We start from the raw sequence: 22,220 nt of genomic DNA, 5'->3' as shown, positions 1-22,220 counted from the left end.
GCATAACCCCGCTCCGCTGCATATCCATATGAAATAATTGCAACAGCTAATCAATTCATAAGCTCTTGAAAATTATGCTCTGGATGGTACAAATTGATTGAAGGATAAAAACAACCCTCTGGAGATTTTATGAGTTCTGTTAGTTCTGCCCCTCTTAACATATTCAATGCCGAATTTTTAAGCTCACCTGCGGCAACAGCCGCTGCATGGATTTCTATCATCGGTGCAGTCATTCTTATATGCAAATTAATAGGTGCACTTTTTCAATACAGAAAATCACATAACGAGATATTAAAAAAATCTGGTGTCCCCGCATTTATACTAAACGTATTTTTTATAACCATCCCCTTAAAAAATTTACCTGCCCCTGGTTGGCCAGAGAAAATAATCACAATCGCGTTTTCATTTATTTTCATACTTGCAGTTTACTTTTTCATGCCTGCACTTATTCAAACTTATAAGACCCCACCCGATACGGCATTACTTTACTGGAAAAAAACTGGCGAAGCATTTTACATATCAAAAAAAATGGCGACATCAGCGACAATATTCGCTCCTGCAAACTGGACTATTTCTGCTGATGATTGCGTACAAAAATCACCAACTAGCACCAGGCAATACAATGCACTTACGATCGAAAACAAAGAAAATTTATGCAGTCTGTTAACCACGCAAGACGGAATAAATTATATCGAAAAATCCATAAAAAAATTTAATAAAGATAAGTTTTTCATGTACTCTTTTGTTCCTCTGACAATGTTTATTTTATTATGGTTGCCATTGGGGTTTATGCTAACAATACACTATTCCAGGAAAGTCAGAAAATACATTTTGAATGAGCAAAAAAAAGCAATCCATTGTGCCCATGGTGAATTTAAGACAGAGGGTATCTATGCTATATATCAAGAGTTAGATCGTTAGACGTTTTGCTAATACCCGACACTCTTTGCTCTGCATAATGCTTTTTTGCCTCTTGCGACAAAAGCATTTATGCAGATCCTAATAGTCACGATAACTATGGAGACCCATTTTCCGTGGAGTGGTAATAAAGTGTTTTTATAACTTAAAACTCCAACCAGCGATCCCTTCCGACATGCTTACAGTATTCCCGCTATACGCTTCACCATTAGCAGGATCTCCTCCCGCGACAGGGGCGTGCGGTCGGTCACGAAGTGCAGCGTCATCCCTTCAATAAACGCGTCCAGCGCGCGGGCAGTGCCGGGGGGAAACCATTGTTCCAGCGTACGCTGGCTGCGCTGCATCCAGTTTTGCATCACCGTTTTTAATGCCGGTTTACGGCTGGCGAAGGCGTAAAGCTGGTACATCAACGCCATGTTTTCCGGCGTGGTGACCTGCGAACTGTGGATCATCCCGGTAATAGCCAGACAGGCGCCCTGCGCGTCGCTCACGTCGGCAAAGAAGGCCTGATACTGCTCAGACATGGTATCGGTAAACTGACTCAATGCCTCGGTGAGCAGCTCATCGATACCCGAAAAATAGTAGGTTAACGATCCCAACGGAACACCGGCAATCGCCGCGATTTTGCGATGCGTGACGGCGTGAATGCCGTGCTCTTTTACCGCCTCAAGCGTGGCCGTAATAATTTTCTCTCGCCGCTGTGGGTCATTAGCACGTCGCACATTTTTTCCTCAGAACGGGTTTATGTACAAATGTACACTTTATTGCTAATGTTGTCTCCTGTCCTTCATTAACGATGTGAACTTAATGACTGCCCTTTCCTCACGTAAAGCCCTGCAACGCCGAACCTGGGCGCTGTTTATGTTCTTCTTTTTGCCCGGCCTGCTGATGGCTTCCTGGGCGACGCGTACGCCAGCGATTCGCGACACGCTCTCCGTCTCAACGGCGGAAATGGGCGCCGTCCTGTTTGGTTTGTCCATTGGTTCAATGAGCGGCATCCTTTGTTCGGCCTGGCTGGTGAAACGATTTGGCACCCGCAACGTGATCCGCACCACTATGTCCTGCGCGGTGTTAGGGATGTTAGTGCTGTGTCTCGCGTTAGGGTTCGCCTCGCCGCTACTGTTTGCGCTGGGATTAGGCGTGTTCGGCGCCAGTTTTGGATCGGCGGAAGTGGCGATTAACATCGAAGGCGCGGCGGTTGAACGTGAGATGAATAAGACCGTGTTGCCAATGATGCACGGGTTTTACAGCCTTGGAACGCTGGCTGGCGCAGGCGTGGGGATGTTTTTAACCGCTTTTGGCGTGGCGGCCACCACGCACATATTACTGGCCTCTCTGGTGGCCATCGCCCCGATTTTTATTGCTATTCGGGCAATTCCGGACGGCACGGGCAAAAACGCCAGCGACGGTTCAACGCCTCAGGCAAAAGGTGTTCCCTTCTGGCGTGATATGCAACTGCTGCTTATCGGCGTCGTGGTGCTGGCAATGGCCTTTGCCGAAGGTTCCGCGAATGACTGGCTACCGCTGCTGATGGTTGACGGCCACGGCTTTAGTCCGACGTCCGGCTCGTTGATTTACGCTGGCTTTACCCTCGGTATGACCGTCGGACGCTTTGCCGGCGGCTGGTTTATCGATCGCTACAGTCGCGTGGCGGTTGTTCGTGCCAGCGCGCTGATGGGCGCGCTCGGCATCGGGCTGATCATTTTTGTCGACAGCGCCTGGGTGGCGGGCGTTTCGGTCATATTGTGGGGACTCGGCGCATCGCTGGGCTTCCCGTTGACCATCTCTGCCGCCAGCGATACGGGTCCGGACGCGCCAACCCGCGTCAGCGTTGTGGCAACGACGGGTTATCTGGCGTTCCTGGTTGGACCGCCGCTGTTAGGCTATCTCGGTGAGCACTACGGACTGCGCAGCGCCATGCTGGTGGTGCTGGCGCTGGTGCTACTGGCGGCAATCGTGGCGAGAGCGGTCGCCAAACCGGAATCAACAACGCAAACTGCGACGGAGAAGGGATAAATGGCTATTAAGTTAATTGCTGTGGATATGGACGGCACCTTTCTGAGCGATCGGAAAGCCTATAACCGCGAACGCTTTCTGAAGCAGTACGCGCAGATGAAAGCACGAGGGATTCGTTTCGTGGTCGCCAGCGGCAACCAGTATTACCAGCTTATCTCTTTCTTTCCAGAGATAGCCAATGAGATTGCCTTCGTCGCGGAAAATGGCGGCTGGGTGGTCAGTGAAGGTGAAGATGTTTTTAATGGCGAACTGCCGAAAGCGGCGTTTAGCGCCATCGTTGATCATCTGCTGACCCGGCGCGATGTCGACATTATCGCCTGCGGAAAAAGCAGCGCCTATACCCTGAAAACCTATAGCGATGCGATGAAAACGATGGCAGGTATGTACTATCACCGACTCGAATTCGTTGACAGCTTCGACAATATTAACGATGTGTTTTTCAAATTCGGCCTGAATATTTCAGATGACAAAATCCCGCAGGTCCAGCGCGCGCTGCATGAGGCTATCGGCGATATCATGGTGCCGGTCCACACCGGCTACGGCAGTATCGATTTGATCATCCCGGGCGTACACAAAGCCAACGGTTTGCGGTTGCTACAGCAGCGCTGGGGCATTGACGACAGCGAAGTGGTGGCCTTCGGCGATGGCGGTAATGATATTGAAATGCTGCGCCAGGCAGGCTTTAGCTTTGCGATGGAACATGCGGGGAAAGGGGTGGCCGCCGCGGCGAAATACCGCGCGGGTTCGAATAACGAGGAAGGTGTGCTGGATATTATTGATAAGGTGTTAAACAACGAAGCGCCGTTTCATTAAGATCTGATGAAAGCCTGATGGCAACGCTTTGCGTCTTACAGCCTGTCAATTTTTGCTCTCCAGGCCAGCGCAACGCCATCAGGCATCATGGCGTTATCCTTCCCGGGTGTTCCCGACCCGTTTATCTTTCAGGAAGATTGCCATCAGCAGCAGCCACAGAATACCGTTAGTGAGGTTAAACAGGCTGAACAATCCGTTTCCACCGCTCAGATAAGCATATTTGCTGACCTCTATGCCGACGGTGAAAATGAGCATTTGCAACATCCCCATCGCCGCGGAAACAGTGCCCTTGCTCATGTCGCTGGCAAACAGGGTCAAACGTACCAGCCCGGCATTCGCCAGACCAATACCAAACGCATAGACGCTCAGCCCGGCGGTCATCCACAGATAAGCATGGGATGAAACCACCGTTGCCGCCGCAGCAAGAATCAGCCCCAGCACAATCGGCCAGCCGCCCATGATAATCAGCGAACGCACCGTGCGGCGGGAAGTCAGACGCGCCAGCACCAGATTTCCGGCAATCAGTGCGCCGAAAATCGGCACCTGCAGCAGGCCATATTGATAACTGCTGAGCTGTTCACCGCTGATAATGATAATCGGCGACTGCGCAATCCAGGCCAGCAGCGGCAAACTGACAAATCCGAGCGCCAGCGCGCCAGCGACAAAGCGCCCGTTCTTCATGACCTGCTGGTAATCACGTCCGAGCGCCTTTAACGAAAGCGGCTCGCCGATGCGCGTCGCCGTTTCAGGCATCGCCCGTTGCAGGCCAAAAAACGCCATCGCCGCCAGTACGGCAAACAGCACAAACATCCCTTCCCACGGCAGAACGTGCACCCAGGCCGCGCCCACCAGCGGACCTAATAGCGGCGCGATCAGCGCGACGTTGGCCATTAACGCGGTGATCTTGATACACACCGCTTCCTCAAACGACTCCTGTATCGCCGCATAACCTACCGCACCAATGAAACATAAACTGATGCCCTGCAAAAAACGCAGCAGGGTGAACTGTTCGATCGTTTGCGCCAGCAGCGTGGCGAGACAGGTGACAATAAACCATACCACGCCAGCTAACATGACCGGCCGACGGCCAATACGATCCGACAGCGGCCCTAACAACCACTGCAGAAACATGCCGCCCGCCAGGTAGGCGGTCATGGATGTCGGTACCCAGTCAATCCCCGCCTGATACTGCGCCACCACCGCCAGCATGCCGGGTTGGATCATATCGTTACCGATATAGGTCGAGAATTCGTAGAGCACCAGACAGAGAGGGAAAAGCAGCGCCTGACGTCCAAGCCGGGCACCTTGTTGTAAACGGTTTTGCATGCAATCTCATCGCCAGTTAAAAATCGCGCAAAGTGTAATGAAACTGCGCCACCGGAGATAGTGAATTATGCGCAGCGAAAGTAAATTGCGCACATTTTTACCGTCTCATCTCTACCGCCCCCTTGGTTTAAGGTCAGTCTACGTTAGCGGCTTTATCATGAGCGATTAACAGGCGTTAATGTCTTAAAAACACCTCATTTAACAGGTGAATAGGACAATGCCGCTTTACCCGTGGGATCGCCAATTTTATTCTCGTTCCTGCACAGGTTATTACGTCAACGCACTGAGTCTGGAAGTTATGCTGGAAAATATAAACTATTCGTTGTTCACGTTAATTAACGCTACGCCGGACTCGGCGTCCTGGATGATTTCCCTCGCTATCTTTATCGCAAAAGATCTGATCGGTATCGTGCCCCTCGCCGCCGTAGCGCTCTGGCTTTGGGGGCCGCGCGGCCAGGTTTGCGCCCAGCGCCAACTGATTGTCAAAATGACGCTGGCGCTGGCGGTAAGCCTGTTGGTCTCCTGGCTGATGGGGCACCTGTTCCCCCACGAGCGCCCGTTTGCGGAAGGCGTGGGCTACCACTATCTTCCCCATGCGGCGGACGACTCTTATCCAAGCGATCACGGAACGGTCATTTTTACCTTTGCGCTGGCGTTTCTTTTCTGGCATCGCCTGTGGTCCGGCGTCATCCTGATGGCGCTGGCGCTCACCATCGCCTGGTCCCGCATTTATCTCGGCGTTCACTGGCCGCTTGATATGCTAGGCGGACTGCTGGCGGGGATGATTGGCTGTCTGAACGCGCAGATGATCTGGCAAAAATACGGCGCGGCTCTGTATCGCGGGCTGCAAAATGCCTATCGGTTCTGCTTTGCCCTGCCCATTCGCAAAGGCTGGGTGCGTGACTAAACCGGGGGAAAAAGAGTAATATTAAGCACTCTGCTATCAGCAGCGTGCTTATTTATTCGTCCAGGGGAATTATGGAAACTCGTCGCGATGAGCGTATTGGTCAACTGCTGCAGGCACTGAAACGCAGCGATAAACTTCATCTCAAGGAAGCCGCGACCCTGCTGGGCGTTTCTGAAATGACGATTCGTCGCGACCTGAATAGCCGTAGCGCGCCGGTCGTGCTGCTGGGCGGCTATATTGTGCTGGAGCCCCGCAGCGCCAGCCATTACCTGTTAAGCGATCAAAAGTCTCGCCTGGTCGAAGAAAAGCGGCGTGCGGCGCACCTGGCGGCAGAGCTGGTTCAGCCTCATCAAACGCTGTTTTTTGACTGCGGCACCACCACGCCGTGGATCATCGAAGCGATCGATAACGACACACCGTTCACCGCGGTCTGTTATTCACTGAATACCTTTCTCGCGCTGCAGGAAAAACCGCTGTGCCGCGCCATTCTTTGCGGCGGTGAATTTCATGCCAGCAACGCCATTTTCAAGCCGCTTGACGCGCAGGAAACGTTGAACAATATCTGTCCGGACATTGCCTTTTATTCCGCCGCAGGGGTACATATCAGCAAAGGCGCGACCTGTTTTAACCTGGAAGAATTACCGGTGAAGCACTGGGCGATGTCGATGGCGCAGCGTCATGTCCTGGTGGTGGATCACAGTAAATTCGGCAAAGTGCGCCCGGCGCGAATGGGCGATCTGAAACGCTTTGACGCAATAGTCAGCGACCGCTGTCCCGACGATGAATTTATCCACTTCGCCAAAGCGCAGCGGATTAAGGTGATGTACTAAATCAGGCCGGAGACGGCGTTTCTCCGGCCTTCTGGCGTCTTAAGAGAACCAACTGCCAAACCACTGGTGGAACTTCATCATCACGAAATCCCACATCCGGCTAAAGAAGCCGCCCTCTTCGACGTTTTCCATGACCATCAACGGACGTTGTTCAATGGATTTCCCGTTAAGCTGGAAGTCGATGGTGCCGACAACCTGACCTTTTTTCAGTGGCGCGGTGAGCTGCGGTTCATTCAGGGTAAAGCTGGCCTTCAGGTTTTTCAGCTGTCCGCGCGGGATGGTCACCGACCCGGCTTCACCAGCGCCCAGGTTGACTTCACTCTTGTCGCCAAACCAGACGCGCTGGGTGACGAAAGTGGCGTCTGGTTTGATCGGCGTCACGGTCTCAAAGAAGCGGAAGCCCCAGGTCAACAGTTTTTCCGATTCGTTAAAGCGGATGCGATCGGTTTTGGTCCCCAACACCACCGAGATCAGGCGCATATCGCCCTGGGTTGCCGATGCCACCAGGTTATACCCCGCGCCCGCCGTGGTACCTGTTTTCATACCATCAACGTTGAGACTGGAACTCCACAGCAGACGGTTACGGTTAGGCTGGCGGATGTTATTAAAGGTAAACTCTTTTTCTTTATGGATGGCGTACTCTTCCGGCACATCGTGGATCAACGCTTTGCCAAGCAGCGCCATGTCGCGCGCGGTACTAAACTGGCCCGGCGCATCCAGGCCGTGAACTGTCTGGAACGTAGTGTTGGTCAGCCCCAACTTTTTCGCATAAGCATTCATCAGACCGATAAACGATTCCTGGCTGCCGGCGACATAGTCCGCCAGGGCAATACAGGCGTCGTTGCCGGACTGGATGATCACCCCTTTATTCAGGTCAGATACCGCCACCTGATCGCCAGGCTTAAGAAACATGACCGACGAGCCGCGCAGCGCCGGGTTGCCGGTCGCCCATGCGTCTTTACCAATGGTCACCATATCGGTCAACTTAATTTTGCCCGCTTTCAGCGCCTGCCCGACAACGTAGCTGGTCATGATTTTCGTCAGGCTCGCCGGGTCCAGCTTCTCGTCAGCGTTACCTTCCGCCAGCACTTTACCACTGGCGTAATCCATTAAAATCCACGCGCGCGCATCCACGGCAGGCGCGGCAATGGTCTGTTCCGCCGCCATTGCGGTTGGCGCGAAAAGGAATAACAGGGCTGAACCCGCTGCGATATTACGGAGGGAAGAAGATAAATACGTCATAAATGCCACCCGAGTATCCATTCAAAAAAATATACGTCATACCACCGTATAATAAGTGCGGTGAGTAATAACGCACTAAGAAGCGTAAGGGAACCGTAAGTTGGTAAAGTTTTTAAAGTTTATGCAATAACGCCCCGTCACGCTGCAACCGGGGCGTTTTTTTTGCAGACTGTTGCGTAAATGTTAGGTTTATCTCACCATGGAAGACGAACGCAGCCCGGAGGCTGTCCATTTTGTGAGGGGTAATTATGATTACGCTGTGGGGTCGCAATAACTCAACCAACGTCAAGAAAGTGTTATGGACGCTCGAAGAACTGGAATTACCGTTTAGCCATATCCTGGCGGGAGGCCAGTTTGGTGTGAATCAGGATCCCGATTATCTGGCGATGAATCCGAACGGGCTGGTGCCTCTGTTGCGTGACGATGAAACGGATCTTGTGCTTTGGGAATCCAACGCAATCGTGCGTTATCTGGCGGCGCAGTATGGACAGAAACGCCTGTGGGTCGATGCGCCTGCGCGCCGCGCTGAGGGTGAAAAATGGATGGACTGGGCGAACCAGACGCTCAGCCCGGCGCATCGCGTGGTGCTGATGGGCCTGGTGCGCACCCCACCGGAGCAGCGCGACCAGGCCGTAATTGATGCCGGCGCCAAACGCTGTGATGAGCTGTTTGCGATTCTTGATGCAGAACTGGCGAATCACACCTGGTTTTCGGGAAATACGTTCGGCCTGGGCGACATCGCCATCGCGCCGTTCGTCTATAACCTGTTTAACGTCGGCCTGACCTGGACCCCGCGCCCGCACCTCGAACGCTGGTATCAGCAGCTTGCCGAACGCCCGGCGTTTCGTAAAACGGTGATGATCCCGGTGAGTTAATGCGCACAATCAGGCCGGTTAAGATTCTTTTCGCCCCGGCCCTTTTCCGGTACGCAGGCTACTGCCGCGTACCTGAAGTTTACCCACCAGCCTGCAGTGCGTCGCGTTATCATCGCCCTGACATAAATATTCCACCGCCATTTTCCCCAGCTCGTTATAGGCCAGTTGAACGCTGGTAAGCTGCGGGGTAAGCTGATGCGAAATGCGCTGATCGTCATAACCGCACACCAGTATATCGTCGGGGATCTTCACGCCCATCGCCGCCAGCGCCTGATAGCAGCCCAACGTCATCCAGTCGCTGGCGCAAAAAATGGCCTCAGGCGGCTGAGGCAACTGCATCAACGCCTGGGTGGCGTGATAGGTTGCGTTCAGCGACCAGTCTGTCTGGCGAACAAGCTGTTCTTCCAGAGGAATGCCCGCGGCCCCGAGGGTCTGCTGGTAACCTTCCAGACGTAACCGACTGGCGTCCATCCATTCGTCGCCCATGATATGCGCGATACGCGTCACGCCCTGATCGAGCAAATGCTGTGTCACCTGACAGGCGTTAGCCTTATCATCCGGCAAGAAGGTAGGCAACAGAGGACGCGTCGGATCGTACTGATTCAGCAGGACCACAGGCATCTGAACGGCATGTCTGAACGGGGAAAAGTCAAAGACCCGGGTAACCGGACTGGCAAAAATAACGCCCGCGCAGTGACGCTGGGCAAGCTGTTGCAAAATATGCCGCGCCAGTTCAACGTCATCACCGTAATCATAGACGGTAAGCAGCATGTCATGCTGCCAGGCGGTGCTGCTGGCCTCGCTTAACGCGTCGACAAAGGGGTCGTAGCACGGCATCCCGCTGACCAGCAGGGCGATCTCCTCCTGCCCTTCCTGGCGATGCGCTACCGTCAGTTTTTGATAACCCAACAGCCGCGCGGCCTGAAACACGCGCTCGCGCGTGGCCTCGCTTAAGCGAATGCTGCGGCTGTTATTCAGAACCAGCGACACGGTAGCCTGTGATACCCCCGCTTCGCGGGCAATATCACTCATGGTTATTTTATTCTTCTTTTGCATATCAACTCCTTCTGCCTCGCCAGACTATACCACACTCTCCCCGGCGTTAATTTGTGAACGCCTTTGCAGATTCCTCGCGCCGTGATTGCATCTGAAATAAAGTTAATAAAAATTAGCTAATAATATTAGCAAGGAGAAAAACGATGCAACAACAATGGACTATTCGCCAGGCGCAGGCATGGTTTGCGCAGCACGGCTGGGCCTGCGGATTCAACTACCTTCCACGGACCGCCGTTAACTGGAACGAAATGTGGCAGGCTGAGACCTTTGATTTACCGGTAATTGAACAGGAGCTGGCGTGGGCGGAACGATACGGTTACAACGCACTGCGTACTAATCTGCCGTATGTGGTCTGGCAGCATGACCGGGACGGGTTGATGGCGCGTATTGACGCTTTTCTCAACGTTGCCGCGCGCCACAATATGCAGGTGATGTTGACGCTGTTGGACGACTGTGGTTTTTCCGGCGACGAGCCGTGGTATGGACCGCAAAAAGCGCCCACTCCCGGCGTACATAACAGCCAGGCCGCCGCCAGCCCGGGCCGGGAGATAGTGATGTCTGCTGACCCGTGGCCACAGGTGGAAGCCTACGTTTGCGATATCATTACCCGTTTCGCCAACGACGGGCGCATCGCCATCTGGGACCTGTACAACGAACCGGGCAACCGTGGCGTGTTCGTCTCCCCCACCGACTATGCGGAAGTGGATGTAGAACTGGAAGAACACGCCCTGCGACTGCTGCGCAAGGTTTTTAGCTGGGCGCGGAGCGCCAGCCCCTCACAGCCGCTGACCGCTGCCGCCTGGCACGTTGAGCATGATGTCTGGGGCACCCTTGAACATCCCATTGACGTTGCCGCAATAGCGCTGTCGGATATCATCAGCTATCACGCCTACGCGCCCGCGGCAACCCAGGCATCGCTTCTGCATACCCTTTCCCGCTACGGCCGTCCGGTGCTTTGCACCGAATGGCTTTCCCGCCACACCCAGTGTGTATTCAGCGAGCAACTGCCGCTGTTCAGCGCCTTCGATACCGGCTGCTATCACTGGGGGCTGGTGCAGGGCAAAACGCAAACCTGGATCCCCTGGCCTGGGGTCAATAAATGCCATCCTGACCCGCAGTCGCTCTGGTTTCACGATGTGCTGAAACCGGACGGCACGCCATGGCGCGAAGAGGAAATGCGCCTGGTGAAACAACTTACTGATTCTCGTCGGCAGCAGCGCAATAGCCGGACATAAATCAACATGGAGAACGTTTACGATGAGAAAATCACTGTTATTTCTGCTGGTTTGCTGCGGTCTGAGCGCCGCCGCCAGCGCCTGGTCCGCTAAACCGGTAGAGATTCGCTTTGCCTGGTGGGGCGGGAAAGTACGTAATCAGGCCACGTTGAAAGCGCTGGACGCATTCGAGGCCAGGTATCCCGGTATTAAGGTGAAAGCGGAATATACCGGTTGGGACGGTTACTATTCGCGTTTCACCACGCAAATGAACAGCGGCACGGAAGCCGACGTTATGCAAACCAACTGGAACTGGCTAACCCTGCTGTCGAAAAACGGCGAGGGTTTTTACGATCTCCGCCAGCTCAGCGGGCCGGTTGGGCTGGACCAGTATTCTCCCGCCTCGCTGGCGACCACCACCGTCAAGGGCAAAATTAACGCGATTCCCGTCTCGGCAAACGTCATGCTGTTTTATTACAACGCGGCGACATGGAAAAAAGCGGGGGTGGCGTTTCCTGAAACCTGGGATGAACTGCTGAAGGCCGGAACGGTTTTCAAACAGAAGCTCGGCGATAACTATTATCCGTTGATCCTTTCAGAACAGGACGGGTTGCTGCTGTTGCGTTCCTGGCTGTATCAAAAATACCAAAAGCCCATGGTTGATGAGCAACGGCGCAAAATCGCCTGGAGTCATGCGGAGCTGGTGGAAGCCTTTACCTTCTATAAGCAACTGACCGACCAGCACGTCATCCCGGATGCCAAAGAGCTGGCGGCCTACGGTAAAGGGGTCTATTACGAAATGAAGCCGTGGATCAACGGTGAATGGGCCGGTATTTATAACTGGAATGTGCTGTATCCAGCGGAATCACAGAATCTCCCTAATCCGTCCGATCTGGTAATGGGGCCATATCCGATGCGTGAAGGCGCAAAAGATGCCGGGCAATTTAATAAAACCGCGCTCATGTTCTCTATTAGTAAACACAGCAAACACCCTCAGGAAGCGGCAATGCTGATCGATTTTCTGATGAGTCAGCCCGAGGGTGTGCTGGCGACCGGGCTGGAACGTGGCGTTCCGCTGAGTGCGGCGGGCGAGAAAATTCTGCGCGACGCAGGCGTATTAAAAGACGACGATCCGGTGGTCACCGGACTCCAGCAGTCCGCGGCGCTACCGAACCACTCGCCGGTTATGCCGTGGCTGGAAGATCCGCAAATTATCGCTCTCTTTACCGCCGCACGGGAAAACATCGACCATGGAAAAGCAACGATCGATGAAGCGGCCAGCGAATTTGAACAGCAGGCTAACCGCGTACTCAGGCGGATTATGCGCTAACTACGCGGGCTAACTTTCCACAGCTCGCCGTCGGACTCGTCGGTCAGAACATACAGATAACCGTCGGGTCCGACGCGCACGTCGCGGATGCGCTGACCCCGTTCACCCAGAATGCGTCCCTCTTCGCTGACCTTATCCCCGTCGACGTTCATGACGATCACATCTTCATCCTTCAGCGCGCCGATAAACACCTTTTGCTTCCACTGCGGGAACGTGTTGCTGTTGTAAAACGCCATGCCGCTGACTGCCGGGGAATGCTTCCAGTAAAAAATCGGCTGCTCGGTGCCTTCCACCGTTTCCCCTTTTGCTTCCGGGATCTTAAAGCCACTGTAGTTGATCCCCCATGTAGCCAGCGGCCAGCCGTAGTTTTTGCCTTTCTCTGGGATATTGATCTCATCACCGCCACGCGGGCCGTGCTCATTCAGCCACAGTACCTGGCTCCACGGATTCATCGCCATCCCCTGTGGGTTGCGGATCCCGTAAGACCAGATTTCTGGACGCGCCCCCGCCTGGTTGACAAACGGGTTATCAGACGGTACTTCACCCTGCTCAGTAAGACGCACCACTTTGCCCTGAAGTTTGTCGAGATCCTGCGCCGTGGGTCGCTGATTGTTTTCGCCAAGACCAATATACAGATATCCCTTACCGTCAAACACCAGACGGCCGCCGAAATGATTACCGGTGGACAGTTTGGGCATCTGGCGGAATACGGTCTGGAAGTTCTCCAGCCGCGAAAGATCGTCGCTGAGCCGCCCGAAGCCGACCGCCGTGCCTGCTTTACCCTCCGCGTCGGCTTCCGCATAGCTGAGCCAGACACGCCGCGTTTCGGCAAAGTCCGGCGCCAGCACCACGTCCAGCAGACCGCCCTGACCGTTCGCCCAGACCTTAGGGACGCCCGCCAGCGGGTCGGAAAGCCCTTTTCCCGCCTGCCAGTGACGTAGCTGCCCCCCCTTCAGGGTTATCAGCATACCGGTATCCTCCGGCAGGAACGCCAGCGCCCACGGGTGGTCCAGTTTGGTTTGCAATACCTCAACGTTGAGCGCGGGGGGGTCGGCCTGCGCTAACGCTGAAAATAACAGTGCGGGGATAAACGGGATAAGCGATAGACGCATAACGCCTCCTTGATGACTCTGGGTTAAAGCGTAGTCAGCAAGGAACATAACGCGGCGATTTTTACAAAAACTTAATATGAAGGGGGAGCATCCTCCCCCTTATTACAGACAGGTTTCCAGAACTGGCTTCAGGCATATTCAGCCGTTGAGTTGGCCTGCAGACTCTGAATGCTCAGCGTTAACGTCGTCAGGCAGTTATCGAGTTTATCTGCGTTGACGGCAATGACAGTCGGACAGTCCTGATGTCCGCTCATCAGGCACACGGCAGCAGCGGCCAGCGCCCCTTCGGCACGGTGCAAAGCATCCCACTCTTCCTGGTCGAGATGCAAAGTGAAGCGCAACGATTCATCGTGCAGCTCACGGTTCAGTTCGAAAAAGTTATCACGTAGATGATCATTCTCGCTGACTGACATGTATCCTTTCGCCTTCCGTAGCTGCAGATACGCAGCGAGGTCTATCCTGGCGTTGATCAGCTTATTCAGCAGATCGGTTCTCAGTCTGTCAACGAACATACTTCGTTCCTCCTTTTTGCAACCATAGTGCAATTTTATAGTATGGTCGTTTTTTGCTCAAAAAGCTGCCGGAGATCAATAATTCACCGGGAATTAACATTATTTACAATGTTAATAATGCATCTGACCTCCCTCAGCAGCGCTGAGCCAGGGCGTTTTCGCCGCCGCTAATAACTAATCTGTCGGGACGCGCACATTCCTGTATAATTTCCGCCACTATGCCGTTAAAATCCCGCGCCATTGATGCAACGTGAGTAAATCAGCATGTCACAAACCCGAAATCCCTCCCTGCAGCCAAAGATTGGTTTTGTCTCTCTTGGCTGCCCGAAGAACCTTGTCGATTCAGAACGTATCCTGACGGAACTGCGCACTGAAGGTTACGACGTTGTCCCGAGCTATGACGATGCAGATATGGTCATCGTTAATACCTGTGGCTTTATCGACAGCGCCGTGCAGGAGTCGCTGGAAGCCATCGGCGAAGCGCTGAATGAAAACGGCAAAGTGATCGTGACAGGCTGTCTGGGCGCGAAAGAAGATCAGATCCGCGAAGTCCATCCGAAAGTGCTGGAAATTACCGGACCGCACAGCTATGAGCAGGTTCTGGAACACGTCCATCATTACGTGCCCAAACCGAAGCATAACCCGTTCCTGAGCCTGGTGCCGGAACAGGGCGTGAAGCTGACCCCGCGTCACTACGCCTATCTGAAAATTTCCGAAGGCTGTAACCATCGCTGCACCTTCTGCATTATTCCGTCCATGCGTGGCGATCTTGTCAGCCGTCCCATTGGCGAAGTACTGAGCGAAGCCAAACGCCTCGTCGACGCCGGGGTAAAAGAGATTCTGGTGATTTCCCAGGACACTTCCGCCTACGGCGTGGACGTGAAACACCGCACCGGTTTCCACAACGGTGAGCCGGTGAAAACCAGCATGGTGAGCCTGTGCGAGCAGTTGTCCAGGCTCGGCATCTGGACGCGTCTGCATTACGTCTATCCGTATCCGCATGTCGATGACGTGATCCCACTGATGGCGGAAGGCAAAATCCTGCCGTATCTGGATATTCCGTTGCAGCACGCCAGCCCGCGCATTCTAAAGCTCATGAAGCGTCCGGGTTCCGTTGACCGCCAGCTGGCGCGCATCAAACAGTGGCGTGAAATCTGTCCGGAACTGACGCTGCGTTCGACGTTTATCGTCGGTTTCCCGGGTGAGACGGAAGACGATTTCCAGATGCTGCTCGACTTCCTGAAAGAAGCGCGCCTCGACCGCGTCGGCTGCTTCAAATACAGCCCGGTCGAGGGCGCAGGCGCAAACGCGCTGCCGGATCAGGTGCCGGAAGAGGTAAAAGAAGCGCGCTGGAACCGCTTTATGCAGCTACAGCAACAGATTTCCGCCGAACGCCTGCAGGAGAAAGTGGGCCGCGAGATACAGGTGATCATTGATGAGGTGGACGAGGAAGGCGCGATCGGCCGCAGCATGGCGGACGCACCGGAAATTGACGGCGCGGTTTACCTGAACGGTGAGACCCACGTGAAGCCCGGCGATGTGATTCGCGTTAAGGTGGAAAACGCCGACGAATATGATTTGTGGGGTTCCCGGGTTTAACGTTTGCCCCTCAGGATTGCCGGATGCGCCATCTATGTCGCATCCGGTCAACACCGGTCCCTTCCCCTCGCTTACCCTTTAATTTTCGGATCCAGCGCGTCCCGCAGTCCATCGCCTAACAGGTTAAACGCCAGTACCGTCAAAAATATCGCCACCGCCGGGAACAGCGCCACGTGCGGCGCGATCACCATATCCGCTCGCGCTTCATTAAGCATCGCGCCCCACTCCGGCGTCGGCGGCTGCGCCCCTAAACCAAGAAACGACAGACTTGCCGCCGAAATGATTGACGTCCCTATGCGCATGGTGAAAAACACCACAATCGACGAAACGGTTCCGGGCAGAATATGGTTGAAGAGGATCGTCGCATCGCTGGCGCCAATGCTTCGGGCCGACTCGATAAATGTTTGCTGCTTCAACACCAGCGTATTGCCACGTACCAGGCGCGCGAAGGCCGGGATCGAGAATATCGCCACGGCGATAATCACGTTAGCAATGCCGCTGCCGAGCACCGCCACCACGGCTATCGCCAGCAGAATGCCGGGGAAGGCGAACAACACATCGCAGATGCGCATAATCAGCCGATCCCACCAGCCTTCATAGTAGCCCGCCAGCAGCCCCAGCACCGTACCGATCGCCGCGCCGATCAGCACAGCGAATACCCCCGCCGCGAGGGAGATTTGCGCGCCGACCAGCACCCGGCTGAAGATGTCCCTGCCCAGCGAGTCCACGCCGAACCAGTGCAGCGCCGACGGACCTTCGTTGAGCCGGTCGTAGTCGAAATAATTTTCCGCATCAAACGGCGTCAGCCAGCGGGCAAACACCGCCACCACAATCAGCGCCAGCACAAACAGACCGGCAATCAGCGCCGCATGCTGGCGACGAAAGCGTCGCCAGAATTCGTACCACGGCGTGCGCACCCGCTCCGGTTTCACCAGAGGCATCGCGTTCAATATCGCCTGACGGCGCCAGTGACGTAATCGCATCCTTACTTGTACCTGATAGCCGGGTTAATGGCCGCGTAGAGCACATCCACCACTAAGTTGATAAGAATAAATTCCAGCGAGAATAACAGCACTTCGGCCTGTATCACCGGGTAATCCCGCATTTCCACCGAATCCACCAGCAGACGCCCCAGCCCCGGCCAGTTAAAGACCTTCTCCACCACGATGGAACCGCCGAGCAAAAAGCCAAACTGCAGCCCCATCATGGTGACGACCGGGATCATGGCGTTGCGCAGTCCGTGCTTGAGCACCACCCAGGTTTCACTCACCCCTTTCGCCCGCGCGGTGCGCATGTAATCTTCGCTTAACACATCGACAAAGGACGCGCGGGTAAAGCGCGCCATCACCGACGCCACCGCTGCGCCCAGGGTGATTGACGGCAAAATATAGTGCTGCCAGCTATCGGCCCCCACGGTCGGCAGCCAGCCCAGCCCGACGGAAAACACCTGCATCAGCAGCATCCCCAGCGCAAAGGCCGGAAAGGAGATCCCGGTAACGGCGAGCGTCATGCTGAGGCGATCGGGCCAGCGGTTGCGCCAGACAGCGGCGACAATACCTGCGGCCATGCCGAACAGAACCGCCCACACCATACTGGTGAGCGTCAGCCACAGCGTAGGCATAAAACGGCTGGCAATCTCCTCGGAAACGGGTCGCCTGGAGACCATCGAAAGGCCAAAATCGCCGCGCAACACGTTGGTCATGTAATGCCAGAACTGGACATGCAGCGGCTGGTCAAGCCCCAGTTGCTGACGCACCAGTTCGATGACCTGCGCGTCGGCTTCCGGCCCGGCGATCAACCGCGCCGGATCGCCGGGGAGCAGATGGACGAATAAAAAAACCAGCACCGCCACAATAAACAGCGTCGGAATCAACCCCAACAAGCGCTTGAGAATATAGTTAAGCATCAGATTCCCGGGGTGGCTTATTGCAAGTCGGCGTCGTCAAAGCTGAAGCCCGTATCCGGCATAATCCAGAAGCCAGTCAGCTTTTTGTTGTGCGCCGAGACCAGTTTTTCTACCACCAGCGGGATCCACGGCGACGCCTGCCAGAGGATATCCTGCGCCTCTTTATACAGCCGCGCCTTCTCCTGCGGGTCGGTGGTTTTCAACGCCTGCGCCAGATCGCGGTCTACCTGTTGATTGCTGTAAAAGGCGGTGTTAAACAGCGTCGGCGGCCAGTTTTGCGAGGCAAACAGCGGCGACAACGCCCAGTCCGCTTCGCCGGTAGAAGCCGACCAGCCGGTGTAAAACATCCTCACCCCGCTCTCTTTCTGCCCCTTACCTTCCACTTCCGCAGCGCGCTGTCCGGCGTCCATCGCCGTCACCTGAACCTTAACGCCCACCTGCGCCAGTTGCTGCTGAGTAAACTGCAGCACTTTCTGGGCGGTACTGTGATTGTGCGAGGCCCACAGCGTGGTGCTAAAGCCGTTCGGGTATCCGGCCTCTTTCAGCAGTTCACGCGCTTTTGCCGGATCGTAAGGCCACGGCGTGTAGGCTTGCGCCCCGGCAATGGACGGCGGTACCACTCCGGTCGCCGGGGTCGCATAGCCAGCAAACGCCACCTTCACCAACGCCTGGCGGTTAATGGCGTAGTTCAACGCCTCACGCACTTTCGGGTCATCAAACGGTTTTTGCGTCACGTTCATGCTGATATAACGCTGCATGATCGACGGGCTGGCCACCAGTTGCAGATTTTTGTTTTTCTCTAGCAGCGCGGCCTGCTCGTAAGGAACAGGAAACGCAAACTGCGCTTCGCCGGTTTGCAGCATCGCCGCGCGGGTATTGTTGTCAGTTACCGGACGCCAGGTAATGGTATCGAGCTTCGGTAACCCTTTTTGCCAGTAACCGGGGAATTTTTTCACCTTCACATAATCGGTTTGGTTCCACGTTTCAAGCGTGTAAGGCCCGGTCCCGACCGGATGAAAGCCGATCTCTTTGCCATATTTTTCCAGCGCTTTCGGCGAAATCATCGCGGTTGCCGGATGCGCCAGAATGTTGATAAACGCCGAAAAAGGCTGCTTCAGGGTAATTTTTACGGTCGCGGGATCAACCACTTCAGTTTTAGCGATATTTTTATACAGGTTATAACGTTTAAGTCGATTATCCGGGTTGCTGGCGCGATCGAGGTTCGCTTTCACCGCGTCGGCGTTAAAGTCGCTCCCGTCCTGGAACTTCACGCCCTGACGCAGTTTTAGGGTATACACCAGGCCGTCATCGGAAACGGTGTAGCTTTCCGCCAGCACGTTTTTCAGCTTCATCTCTTTATCCAGTCCAAACAGCCCCTGGTAAAAAGATTTAGCGACCGCCTGCGATAAGGTGTCATTCGCATCGTAAGGATCGAGCGTGGTGAAATTGGAACCTACCGCCACCACGACGTCTTTCGCCGCAAACGCGGGCGTGGCGGCCAGTACGGAGGCCGCGCCGAGAGCCAATAGCCACTGCCGGGGAACGAATGTTGTCATAATTTTTCTCCTGTACCCTGCCTGATTGTTATAAGCGCGAAAGCGCATTTTCTTGTTGCGGACGTGCGACATAGTGCCCTGGCCCGACTAACTGCAATGAAACAGGCGTCACCCTCTCCCCGCGTCGATAAATATTGCTGGGAAGTTCGTCCGATAACAACACGCGTTGCGGTCGTTGCCGCCCGGGGTCAGCCACCGGAACCGCCGCCATCAGCTTGCGCGTGTAGGGATGATGCGGATGTTCAAACAGCGCTGCACGCGGCCCTATCTCCACAATACGCCCCCTGTTCATGACCGCGACGCGGTGGCTGATGCGCTCCACCACCGCCATATCATGCGAAATAAACAGATAAGCAATGCCCATTTCCCGCTGTAAGTCGAGCAGCAGATTAATAATCTGACCACGAATCGAGACGTCCAGCGCCGAAACCGCCTCATCGGCGATGATCACCTTCGGGTTCAGCGCCAGCGCGCGGGCAATGCAGATACGCTGGCGCTGTCCGCCAGAGAACTCATGCGGATAGCGCCAGGCGTGCTCGGCGCGCAACCCAACCCGTTCCAGCAGCCACGCCACTCTTTTTGCCGCCGCGTCCCCCTCAAGCACCCCATGTACTCTTAGCGGTTCCCCAATGGAATACCCTACGGTCTGGCGGGGATCGAGCGAGGCATAAGGATCCTGAAAGATGAACTGAATATCACGCCGCAAAGACTGCAGCTTGCGGGCAGGCAGGTTATCTATACGCTGCCCCTGAAAAATAATCTCGCCGGACTGGCTTTCCACCAGCCGAAGCAACGCCCGTCCGGTAGTGGATTTACCGCAGCCGGACTCCCCCACCAGCGACAGGGTTTCGCCCGGCCAGAGATCGAAGCTGACGTCTTCAACCGCATGTACTTCCCGCGTCACGCGGTTCAGGATGCCGCTACGCAGGGGAAAACGGGTAACCAGATTGCGCACCTGCAATATTGGCTCGCCGTCCACCACCGTATTCTGATCCGTCGGCGGCTCGCAGGTATCCGGTTCGTCATGGGAAATGAGCGGGAAGCGGCGCGGATAAGGCAACCCTTGCATCGCGCCCAGTGTTGGTACTGCCGCCAGGAGCGTCCGGGTGTAGGGATGCTGCGGCGCACGGAAAATATGCTGAACATCGCCGGTTTCTAACGCCTGGCCCTGATACATCACCAGTACGCGGTCGGCGACATCGGCCACCACGCCCATATCGTGCGTGATGAAAATCACCCCCATCGACATCTCCTGCTGCAACACCTTGATCAGGCGCAGGATCTGCGCCTGTATAGTGACATCCAGCGCGGTTGTCGGTTCGTCGGCGATCAACACCGCCGGACGACAGGAGAGCGCCATCGCGATCATAACCCGCTGGCGCATCCCGCCGGAAAGTTGATGGGGATAGCGCGACAGAATCGCGTTTGCTTCAGGAATGCGAACCTGATCGAGCATGCGTTTAGCTTCCGCCATCGCCTCTTCCCGCCCTAGCCCCTGATGCAGACGGATCGACTCGGCGATCTGCTCGCCTACGGTAAACACCGGGTTGAGGGAGGTCATCGGCTCCTGAAAAATCATCGCGATATCGGCGCCGCGAATGCGCTGCAGCTGTGAGGCGCTTTGTTCCCCCAGCTCAATCACGTCGCGGTTTCGTCGGCGCAGCAGCATCTGTTCACTGTGCGCTTCTCCGCCGGACTGCTCAAGCAGCCGCATCAGCGACAGCGCGGTTACCGATTTTCCCGATCCGGATTCGCCGACAATCGCCAGCGTCTCGCCGCGCTTGAGGCGAAACGACAGATCCCGCACCGCCTCGACGCGCTGCTCCTCGTGCCGAAAGGCAATGGTCAGTTTGCTGACCGCCAGTACATCGCTGGCGGCAAGCTCATCACTGTGTGGCAACGGTATCCCCTTGTTCCCGGTAGATTCCGGTGGTTGGTGTATCGCCCGCGTAGCCCCAGGCGCGATACATGCCTTCACTGTTAAAGGGCAACGCGACATTCCCTTCATGATCAACGGCGATCAGCCCTCCACTGCCGCCCAACGCCGGTAATTTCTCCATCACCACGCGCTCGCAGGCTTCGGATAAACTCAGGCCGCCGTACTCCATCAACGCGGCAATGTCATAGGCGGCCAGCGTGCGAATAAACACTTCCCCGGTGCCGGTACAGGACACCGCCACACTGGCATTATTGGCATAGCAGCCCGCGCCGACCAGCGGGCTGTCGCCCACGCGTCCTGGCAGTTTATTGGTCATGCCGCCCGTCGAGGTTGCCGCCGCCAGGTTACCTTGTAAATCGAGCGCCACCGCGCCAACGGTGCCCATTTTTTTACTTTCATCTAACGGCGCGGCACTATGATCGAGCCGCGTTTCACCGCTAGCGCGCGCGGCCAGAAGCTGTTCCAGACGTGCCGGCGTCGAGAAAATTTCCGGGGAGACACGCGACATCCCCAGTCCGGCAGCAAATGCTTCCGCGCCAGGACCAATCATCATGACATGGGGACTGTGTTCCATCACCAGCCTGGCGGCGAGAATGGGATTACGCAGATGACTGACGCCCGCCACCGCCCCGGCTTTCAGGGTGTTACCGTCCATGACGCAGGCATCCAGTTCATGGGTGGCGTCGCGGGTGTATACCGCGCCGATGCCCGCGTTAAACAGTGGACACTCTTCAAGCAACCGCACGGCCTCCGTCACCACATCCAGTGCGCTTTCTCCTGCTTCCAGCATCGTTTGTCCGACCGCTACGATGTCAGACAACGCCTGGATATAGCGTAACTCCTGCTCGTGGCTCATCTGTGCGCGCGAGATAGCGCCAGCGCCGCCGTGAATTGCAATGACTGCTTTGCCCATGATTATCATCCGTCTTCTACAAATATCAGAATTTCGTAGAGTTATTGATTCGATTTTTGAATATAGAAAGATGCGTTTGGCATGTAAAGGTTCAGGACGCAGGCTACGTCCGAGGGAGCATACAGTCCCCCGCCATTTTCTGACATAATAGACGGA

At 55.4% G+C, this 22,220-nt stretch carries 20 protein-coding genes; 9 read left to right on the top strand and 11 right to left on the bottom strand.

Translation table 11 applies throughout. The features are described from left to right. Positions 1–129 precede the first annotated feature (129 nt). Entirely contained in the window at positions 130–921 is a 792-nt protein-coding gene (locus tag OOJ60_RS01700; RefSeq protein ID WP_200033921.1) for a DUF6216 family protein, read from the top strand. A 176-nt stretch (positions 922–1,097) separates the two neighbouring features. On the opposite strand, the gene OOJ60_RS01695 is transcribed toward OOJ60_RS01700, so the two are convergent. Further along, on the bottom strand, positions 1,098–1,640 hold the full coding sequence (locus OOJ60_RS01695; protein ID WP_205611820.1) for a TetR/AcrR family transcriptional regulator: 543 nt from the start codon (positions 1,638–1,640) through the stop codon (positions 1,098–1,100). Between the two features lie 85 nt (positions 1,641–1,725). Here OOJ60_RS01695 and OOJ60_RS01690 point away from each other — a divergent pair, with 85 nt between their 5' ends. Then, on the top strand, positions 1,726–2,934 hold the full coding sequence (locus tag OOJ60_RS01690; protein WP_060569885.1) for an MFS transporter: 1,209 nt from the start codon (positions 1,726–1,728) through the stop codon (positions 2,932–2,934). Continuing rightward, positions 2,935–3,747 carry a Cof-type HAD-IIB family hydrolase gene (locus tag OOJ60_RS01685; protein ID WP_205611819.1) on the top strand — a complete coding sequence of 271 codons (813 nt, stop codon included), beginning with the start codon at positions 2,935–2,937 and terminating at the stop codon, positions 3,745–3,747. 93 nt (positions 3,748–3,840) lie between these two features. Here OOJ60_RS01685 and OOJ60_RS01680 read toward each other — a convergent pair whose 3' ends face one another. Then, on the bottom strand, positions 3,841–5,073 hold the full coding sequence (locus tag OOJ60_RS01680) for an MFS transporter (protein ID WP_042284986.1): 1,233 nt from the start codon (positions 5,071–5,073) through the stop codon (positions 3,841–3,843). Positions 5,074–5,371: 298 nt separating this feature from the next. Here OOJ60_RS01680 and ybjG point away from each other — a divergent pair, with 298 nt between their 5' ends. Together ybjG and deoR are read left to right on the top strand one after the other, a co-directional pair. Further along, the gene (gene ybjG, locus OOJ60_RS01675; protein ID WP_205611818.1) at positions 5,372–5,980 is read left to right on the top strand and encodes an undecaprenyl-diphosphate phosphatase; all 609 of its coding nucleotides are present in this window, start codon (positions 5,372–5,374) and stop codon (positions 5,978–5,980) included. Between the two features lie 71 nt (positions 5,981–6,051). Then, entirely contained in the window at positions 6,052–6,810 is a 759-nt protein-coding gene (deoR, locus tag OOJ60_RS01670) for a DNA-binding transcriptional repressor DeoR (RefSeq protein WP_042284989.1), read from the top strand. A gap of 39 nt (positions 6,811–6,849) precedes the next feature. On the opposite strand, the gene dacC is transcribed toward deoR, so the two are convergent. Then, entirely contained in the window at positions 6,850–8,052 is a 1,203-nt protein-coding gene (gene dacC / locus OOJ60_RS01665; protein ID WP_060569946.1) for a serine-type D-Ala-D-Ala carboxypeptidase, read from the bottom strand. A gap of 248 nt (positions 8,053–8,300) precedes the next feature. Between dacC and OOJ60_RS01660 the strand changes: the two genes are divergently transcribed. Next, positions 8,301–8,927 carry a glutathione S-transferase family protein gene (locus tag OOJ60_RS01660; RefSeq protein WP_205611817.1) on the top strand — a complete coding sequence of 209 codons (627 nt, stop codon included), beginning with the start codon at positions 8,301–8,303 and terminating at the stop codon, positions 8,925–8,927. Positions 8,928–8,945: 18 nt separating this feature from the next. Here the strand turns inward: OOJ60_RS01660 and OOJ60_RS01655 are convergent, their stop codons facing one another. After that, positions 8,946–9,983 carry a LacI family DNA-binding transcriptional regulator gene (locus OOJ60_RS01655; RefSeq protein WP_205611816.1) on the bottom strand — a complete coding sequence of 346 codons (1,038 nt, stop codon included), beginning with the start codon at positions 9,981–9,983 and terminating at the stop codon, positions 8,946–8,948. Positions 9,984–10,126: 143 nt separating this feature from the next. On the opposite strand from OOJ60_RS01655, the gene OOJ60_RS01650 reads away from it, so the two are divergent. Beyond that, entirely contained in the window at positions 10,127–11,218 is a 1,092-nt protein-coding gene (locus OOJ60_RS01650) for a cellulase family glycosylhydrolase (protein ID WP_042284995.1), read from the top strand. A 22-nt stretch (positions 11,219–11,240) separates the two neighbouring features. Then, positions 11,241–12,527, top strand: a complete 1,287-nt coding sequence (locus OOJ60_RS01645; RefSeq protein WP_205611815.1) for an ABC transporter substrate-binding protein — start codon at positions 11,241–11,243, stop codon at positions 12,525–12,527. On the opposite strand, the gene OOJ60_RS01640 is transcribed toward OOJ60_RS01645, so the two are convergent. Next, positions 12,524–13,639: a PQQ-dependent sugar dehydrogenase gene (locus tag OOJ60_RS01640; protein WP_205611814.1), complete on the bottom strand. Its 1,116-nt coding sequence runs from the start codon at positions 13,637–13,639 to the stop codon at positions 12,524–12,526. The two genes, OOJ60_RS01645 and OOJ60_RS01640, sit on opposite strands and share 4 nt — an antisense overlap. A gap of 128 nt (positions 13,640–13,767) precedes the next feature. Then, positions 13,768–14,151, bottom strand: a complete 384-nt coding sequence (bssR, locus tag OOJ60_RS01635) for a biofilm formation regulator BssR (RefSeq protein ID WP_042285000.1) — start codon at positions 14,149–14,151, stop codon at positions 13,768–13,770. A gap of 264 nt (positions 14,152–14,415) precedes the next feature. On the opposite strand from bssR, the gene rimO reads away from it, so the two are divergent. Continuing rightward, entirely contained in the window at positions 14,416–15,750 is a 1,335-nt protein-coding gene (gene rimO, locus OOJ60_RS01630; RefSeq protein WP_205611813.1) for a 30S ribosomal protein S12 methylthiotransferase RimO, read from the top strand. Positions 15,751–15,821: 71 nt separating this feature from the next. On the opposite strand, the gene gsiD is transcribed toward rimO, so the two are convergent. Genes gsiD through iaaA form a run of 5 tightly spaced genes read right to left on the bottom strand, consistent with a single transcriptional unit; the run spans position 15,822 to position 22,064 of the window. Continuing rightward, positions 15,822–16,733, bottom strand: coding sequence for a glutathione ABC transporter permease GsiD (gene gsiD, locus OOJ60_RS01625; RefSeq protein WP_042285003.1), 912 nt, complete (start codon positions 16,731–16,733; stop codon positions 15,822–15,824). Between the two features lie 2 nt (positions 16,734–16,735). After that, complete coding sequence (gene gsiC, locus OOJ60_RS01620; protein ID WP_205611812.1) at positions 16,736–17,656, bottom strand: glutathione ABC transporter permease GsiC; 921 nt, start codon at positions 17,654–17,656, stop codon at positions 16,736–16,738. A gap of 17 nt (positions 17,657–17,673) precedes the next feature. Continuing rightward, complete coding sequence (gsiB, locus tag OOJ60_RS01615) at positions 17,674–19,212, bottom strand: glutathione ABC transporter substrate-binding protein GsiB (protein WP_205611811.1); 1,539 nt, start codon at positions 19,210–19,212, stop codon at positions 17,674–17,676. 28 nt (positions 19,213–19,240) lie between these two features. After that, a complete protein-coding gene (gene gsiA / locus OOJ60_RS01610; protein WP_205611810.1) occupies positions 19,241–21,112 on the bottom strand; it encodes a glutathione ABC transporter ATP-binding protein GsiA in 1,872 nt (623 codons plus the stop codon). Beyond that, a complete protein-coding gene (gene iaaA, locus OOJ60_RS01605) occupies positions 21,099–22,064 on the bottom strand; it encodes a beta-aspartyl-peptidase (protein ID WP_205611809.1) in 966 nt (321 codons plus the stop codon). Before iaaA ends, gsiA begins: the two co-directional genes overlap by 14 nt. Between the last annotated feature and the right edge of the window lie 156 nt (positions 22,065–22,220).

The organism is Citrobacter sp. R4 (assembly GCF_026719175.1).
In the GTDB taxonomy this organism is placed as follows: domain Bacteria; phylum Pseudomonadota; class Gammaproteobacteria; order Enterobacterales; family Enterobacteriaceae; genus Citrobacter_A; species Citrobacter_A sedlakii.
The sequence above is the reverse complement of the archived record's forward strand: the minus strand, read 5'-3'. Positions and strand labels throughout refer to the sequence as shown.

Coding starts and splice junctions, on each gene's coding strand:
- OOJ60_RS01700 (WP_200033921.1), top strand. CDS start 130: ATGAGTTCTGTTAGTTCTGCCCCTCTTAACATATTCAATGCCGAATTT.
- OOJ60_RS01690 (WP_060569885.1), top strand. CDS start 1,726: ATGACTGCCCTTTCCTCACGTAAAGCCCTGCAACGCCGAACCTGGGCG.
- OOJ60_RS01685 (WP_205611819.1), top strand. CDS start 2,935: ATGGCTATTAAGTTAATTGCTGTGGATATGGACGGCACCTTTCTGAGC.
- OOJ60_RS01680 (WP_042284986.1), bottom strand. CDS start 5,073: ATGCAAAACCGTTTACAACAAGGTGCCCGGCTTGGACGTCAGGCGCTG.
- ybjG (WP_205611818.1), top strand. CDS start 5,372: ATGCTGGAAAATATAAACTATTCGTTGTTCACGTTAATTAACGCTACG.
- deoR (WP_042284989.1), top strand. CDS start 6,052: ATGGAAACTCGTCGCGATGAGCGTATTGGTCAACTGCTGCAGGCACTG.
- dacC (WP_060569946.1), bottom strand. CDS start 8,052: ATGACGTATTTATCTTCTTCCCTCCGTAATATCGCAGCGGGTTCAGCC.
- OOJ60_RS01660 (WP_205611817.1), top strand. CDS start 8,301: ATGATTACGCTGTGGGGTCGCAATAACTCAACCAACGTCAAGAAAGTG.
- OOJ60_RS01655 (WP_205611816.1), bottom strand. CDS start 9,983: ATGCAAAAGAAGAATAAAATAACCATGAGTGATATTGCCCGCGAAGCG.
- OOJ60_RS01650 (WP_042284995.1), top strand. CDS start 10,127: ATGCAACAACAATGGACTATTCGCCAGGCGCAGGCATGGTTTGCGCAG.
- OOJ60_RS01645 (WP_205611815.1), top strand. CDS start 11,241: ATGAGAAAATCACTGTTATTTCTGCTGGTTTGCTGCGGTCTGAGCGCC.
- OOJ60_RS01640 (WP_205611814.1), bottom strand. CDS start 13,639: ATGCGTCTATCGCTTATCCCGTTTATCCCCGCACTGTTATTTTCAGCG.
- bssR (WP_042285000.1), bottom strand. CDS start 14,151: ATGTTCGTTGACAGACTGAGAACCGATCTGCTGAATAAGCTGATCAAC.
- rimO (WP_205611813.1), top strand. CDS start 14,416: ATGTCACAAACCCGAAATCCCTCCCTGCAGCCAAAGATTGGTTTTGTC.
- gsiD (WP_042285003.1), bottom strand. CDS start 16,733: ATGCGATTACGTCACTGGCGCCGTCAGGCGATATTGAACGCGATGCCT.
- gsiC (WP_205611812.1), bottom strand. CDS start 17,656: ATGCTTAACTATATTCTCAAGCGCTTGTTGGGGTTGATTCCGACGCTG.
- gsiB (WP_205611811.1), bottom strand. CDS start 19,212: ATGACAACATTCGTTCCCCGGCAGTGGCTATTGGCTCTCGGCGCGGCC.
- iaaA (WP_205611809.1), bottom strand. CDS start 22,064: ATGGGCAAAGCAGTCATTGCAATTCACGGCGGCGCTGGCGCTATCTCG.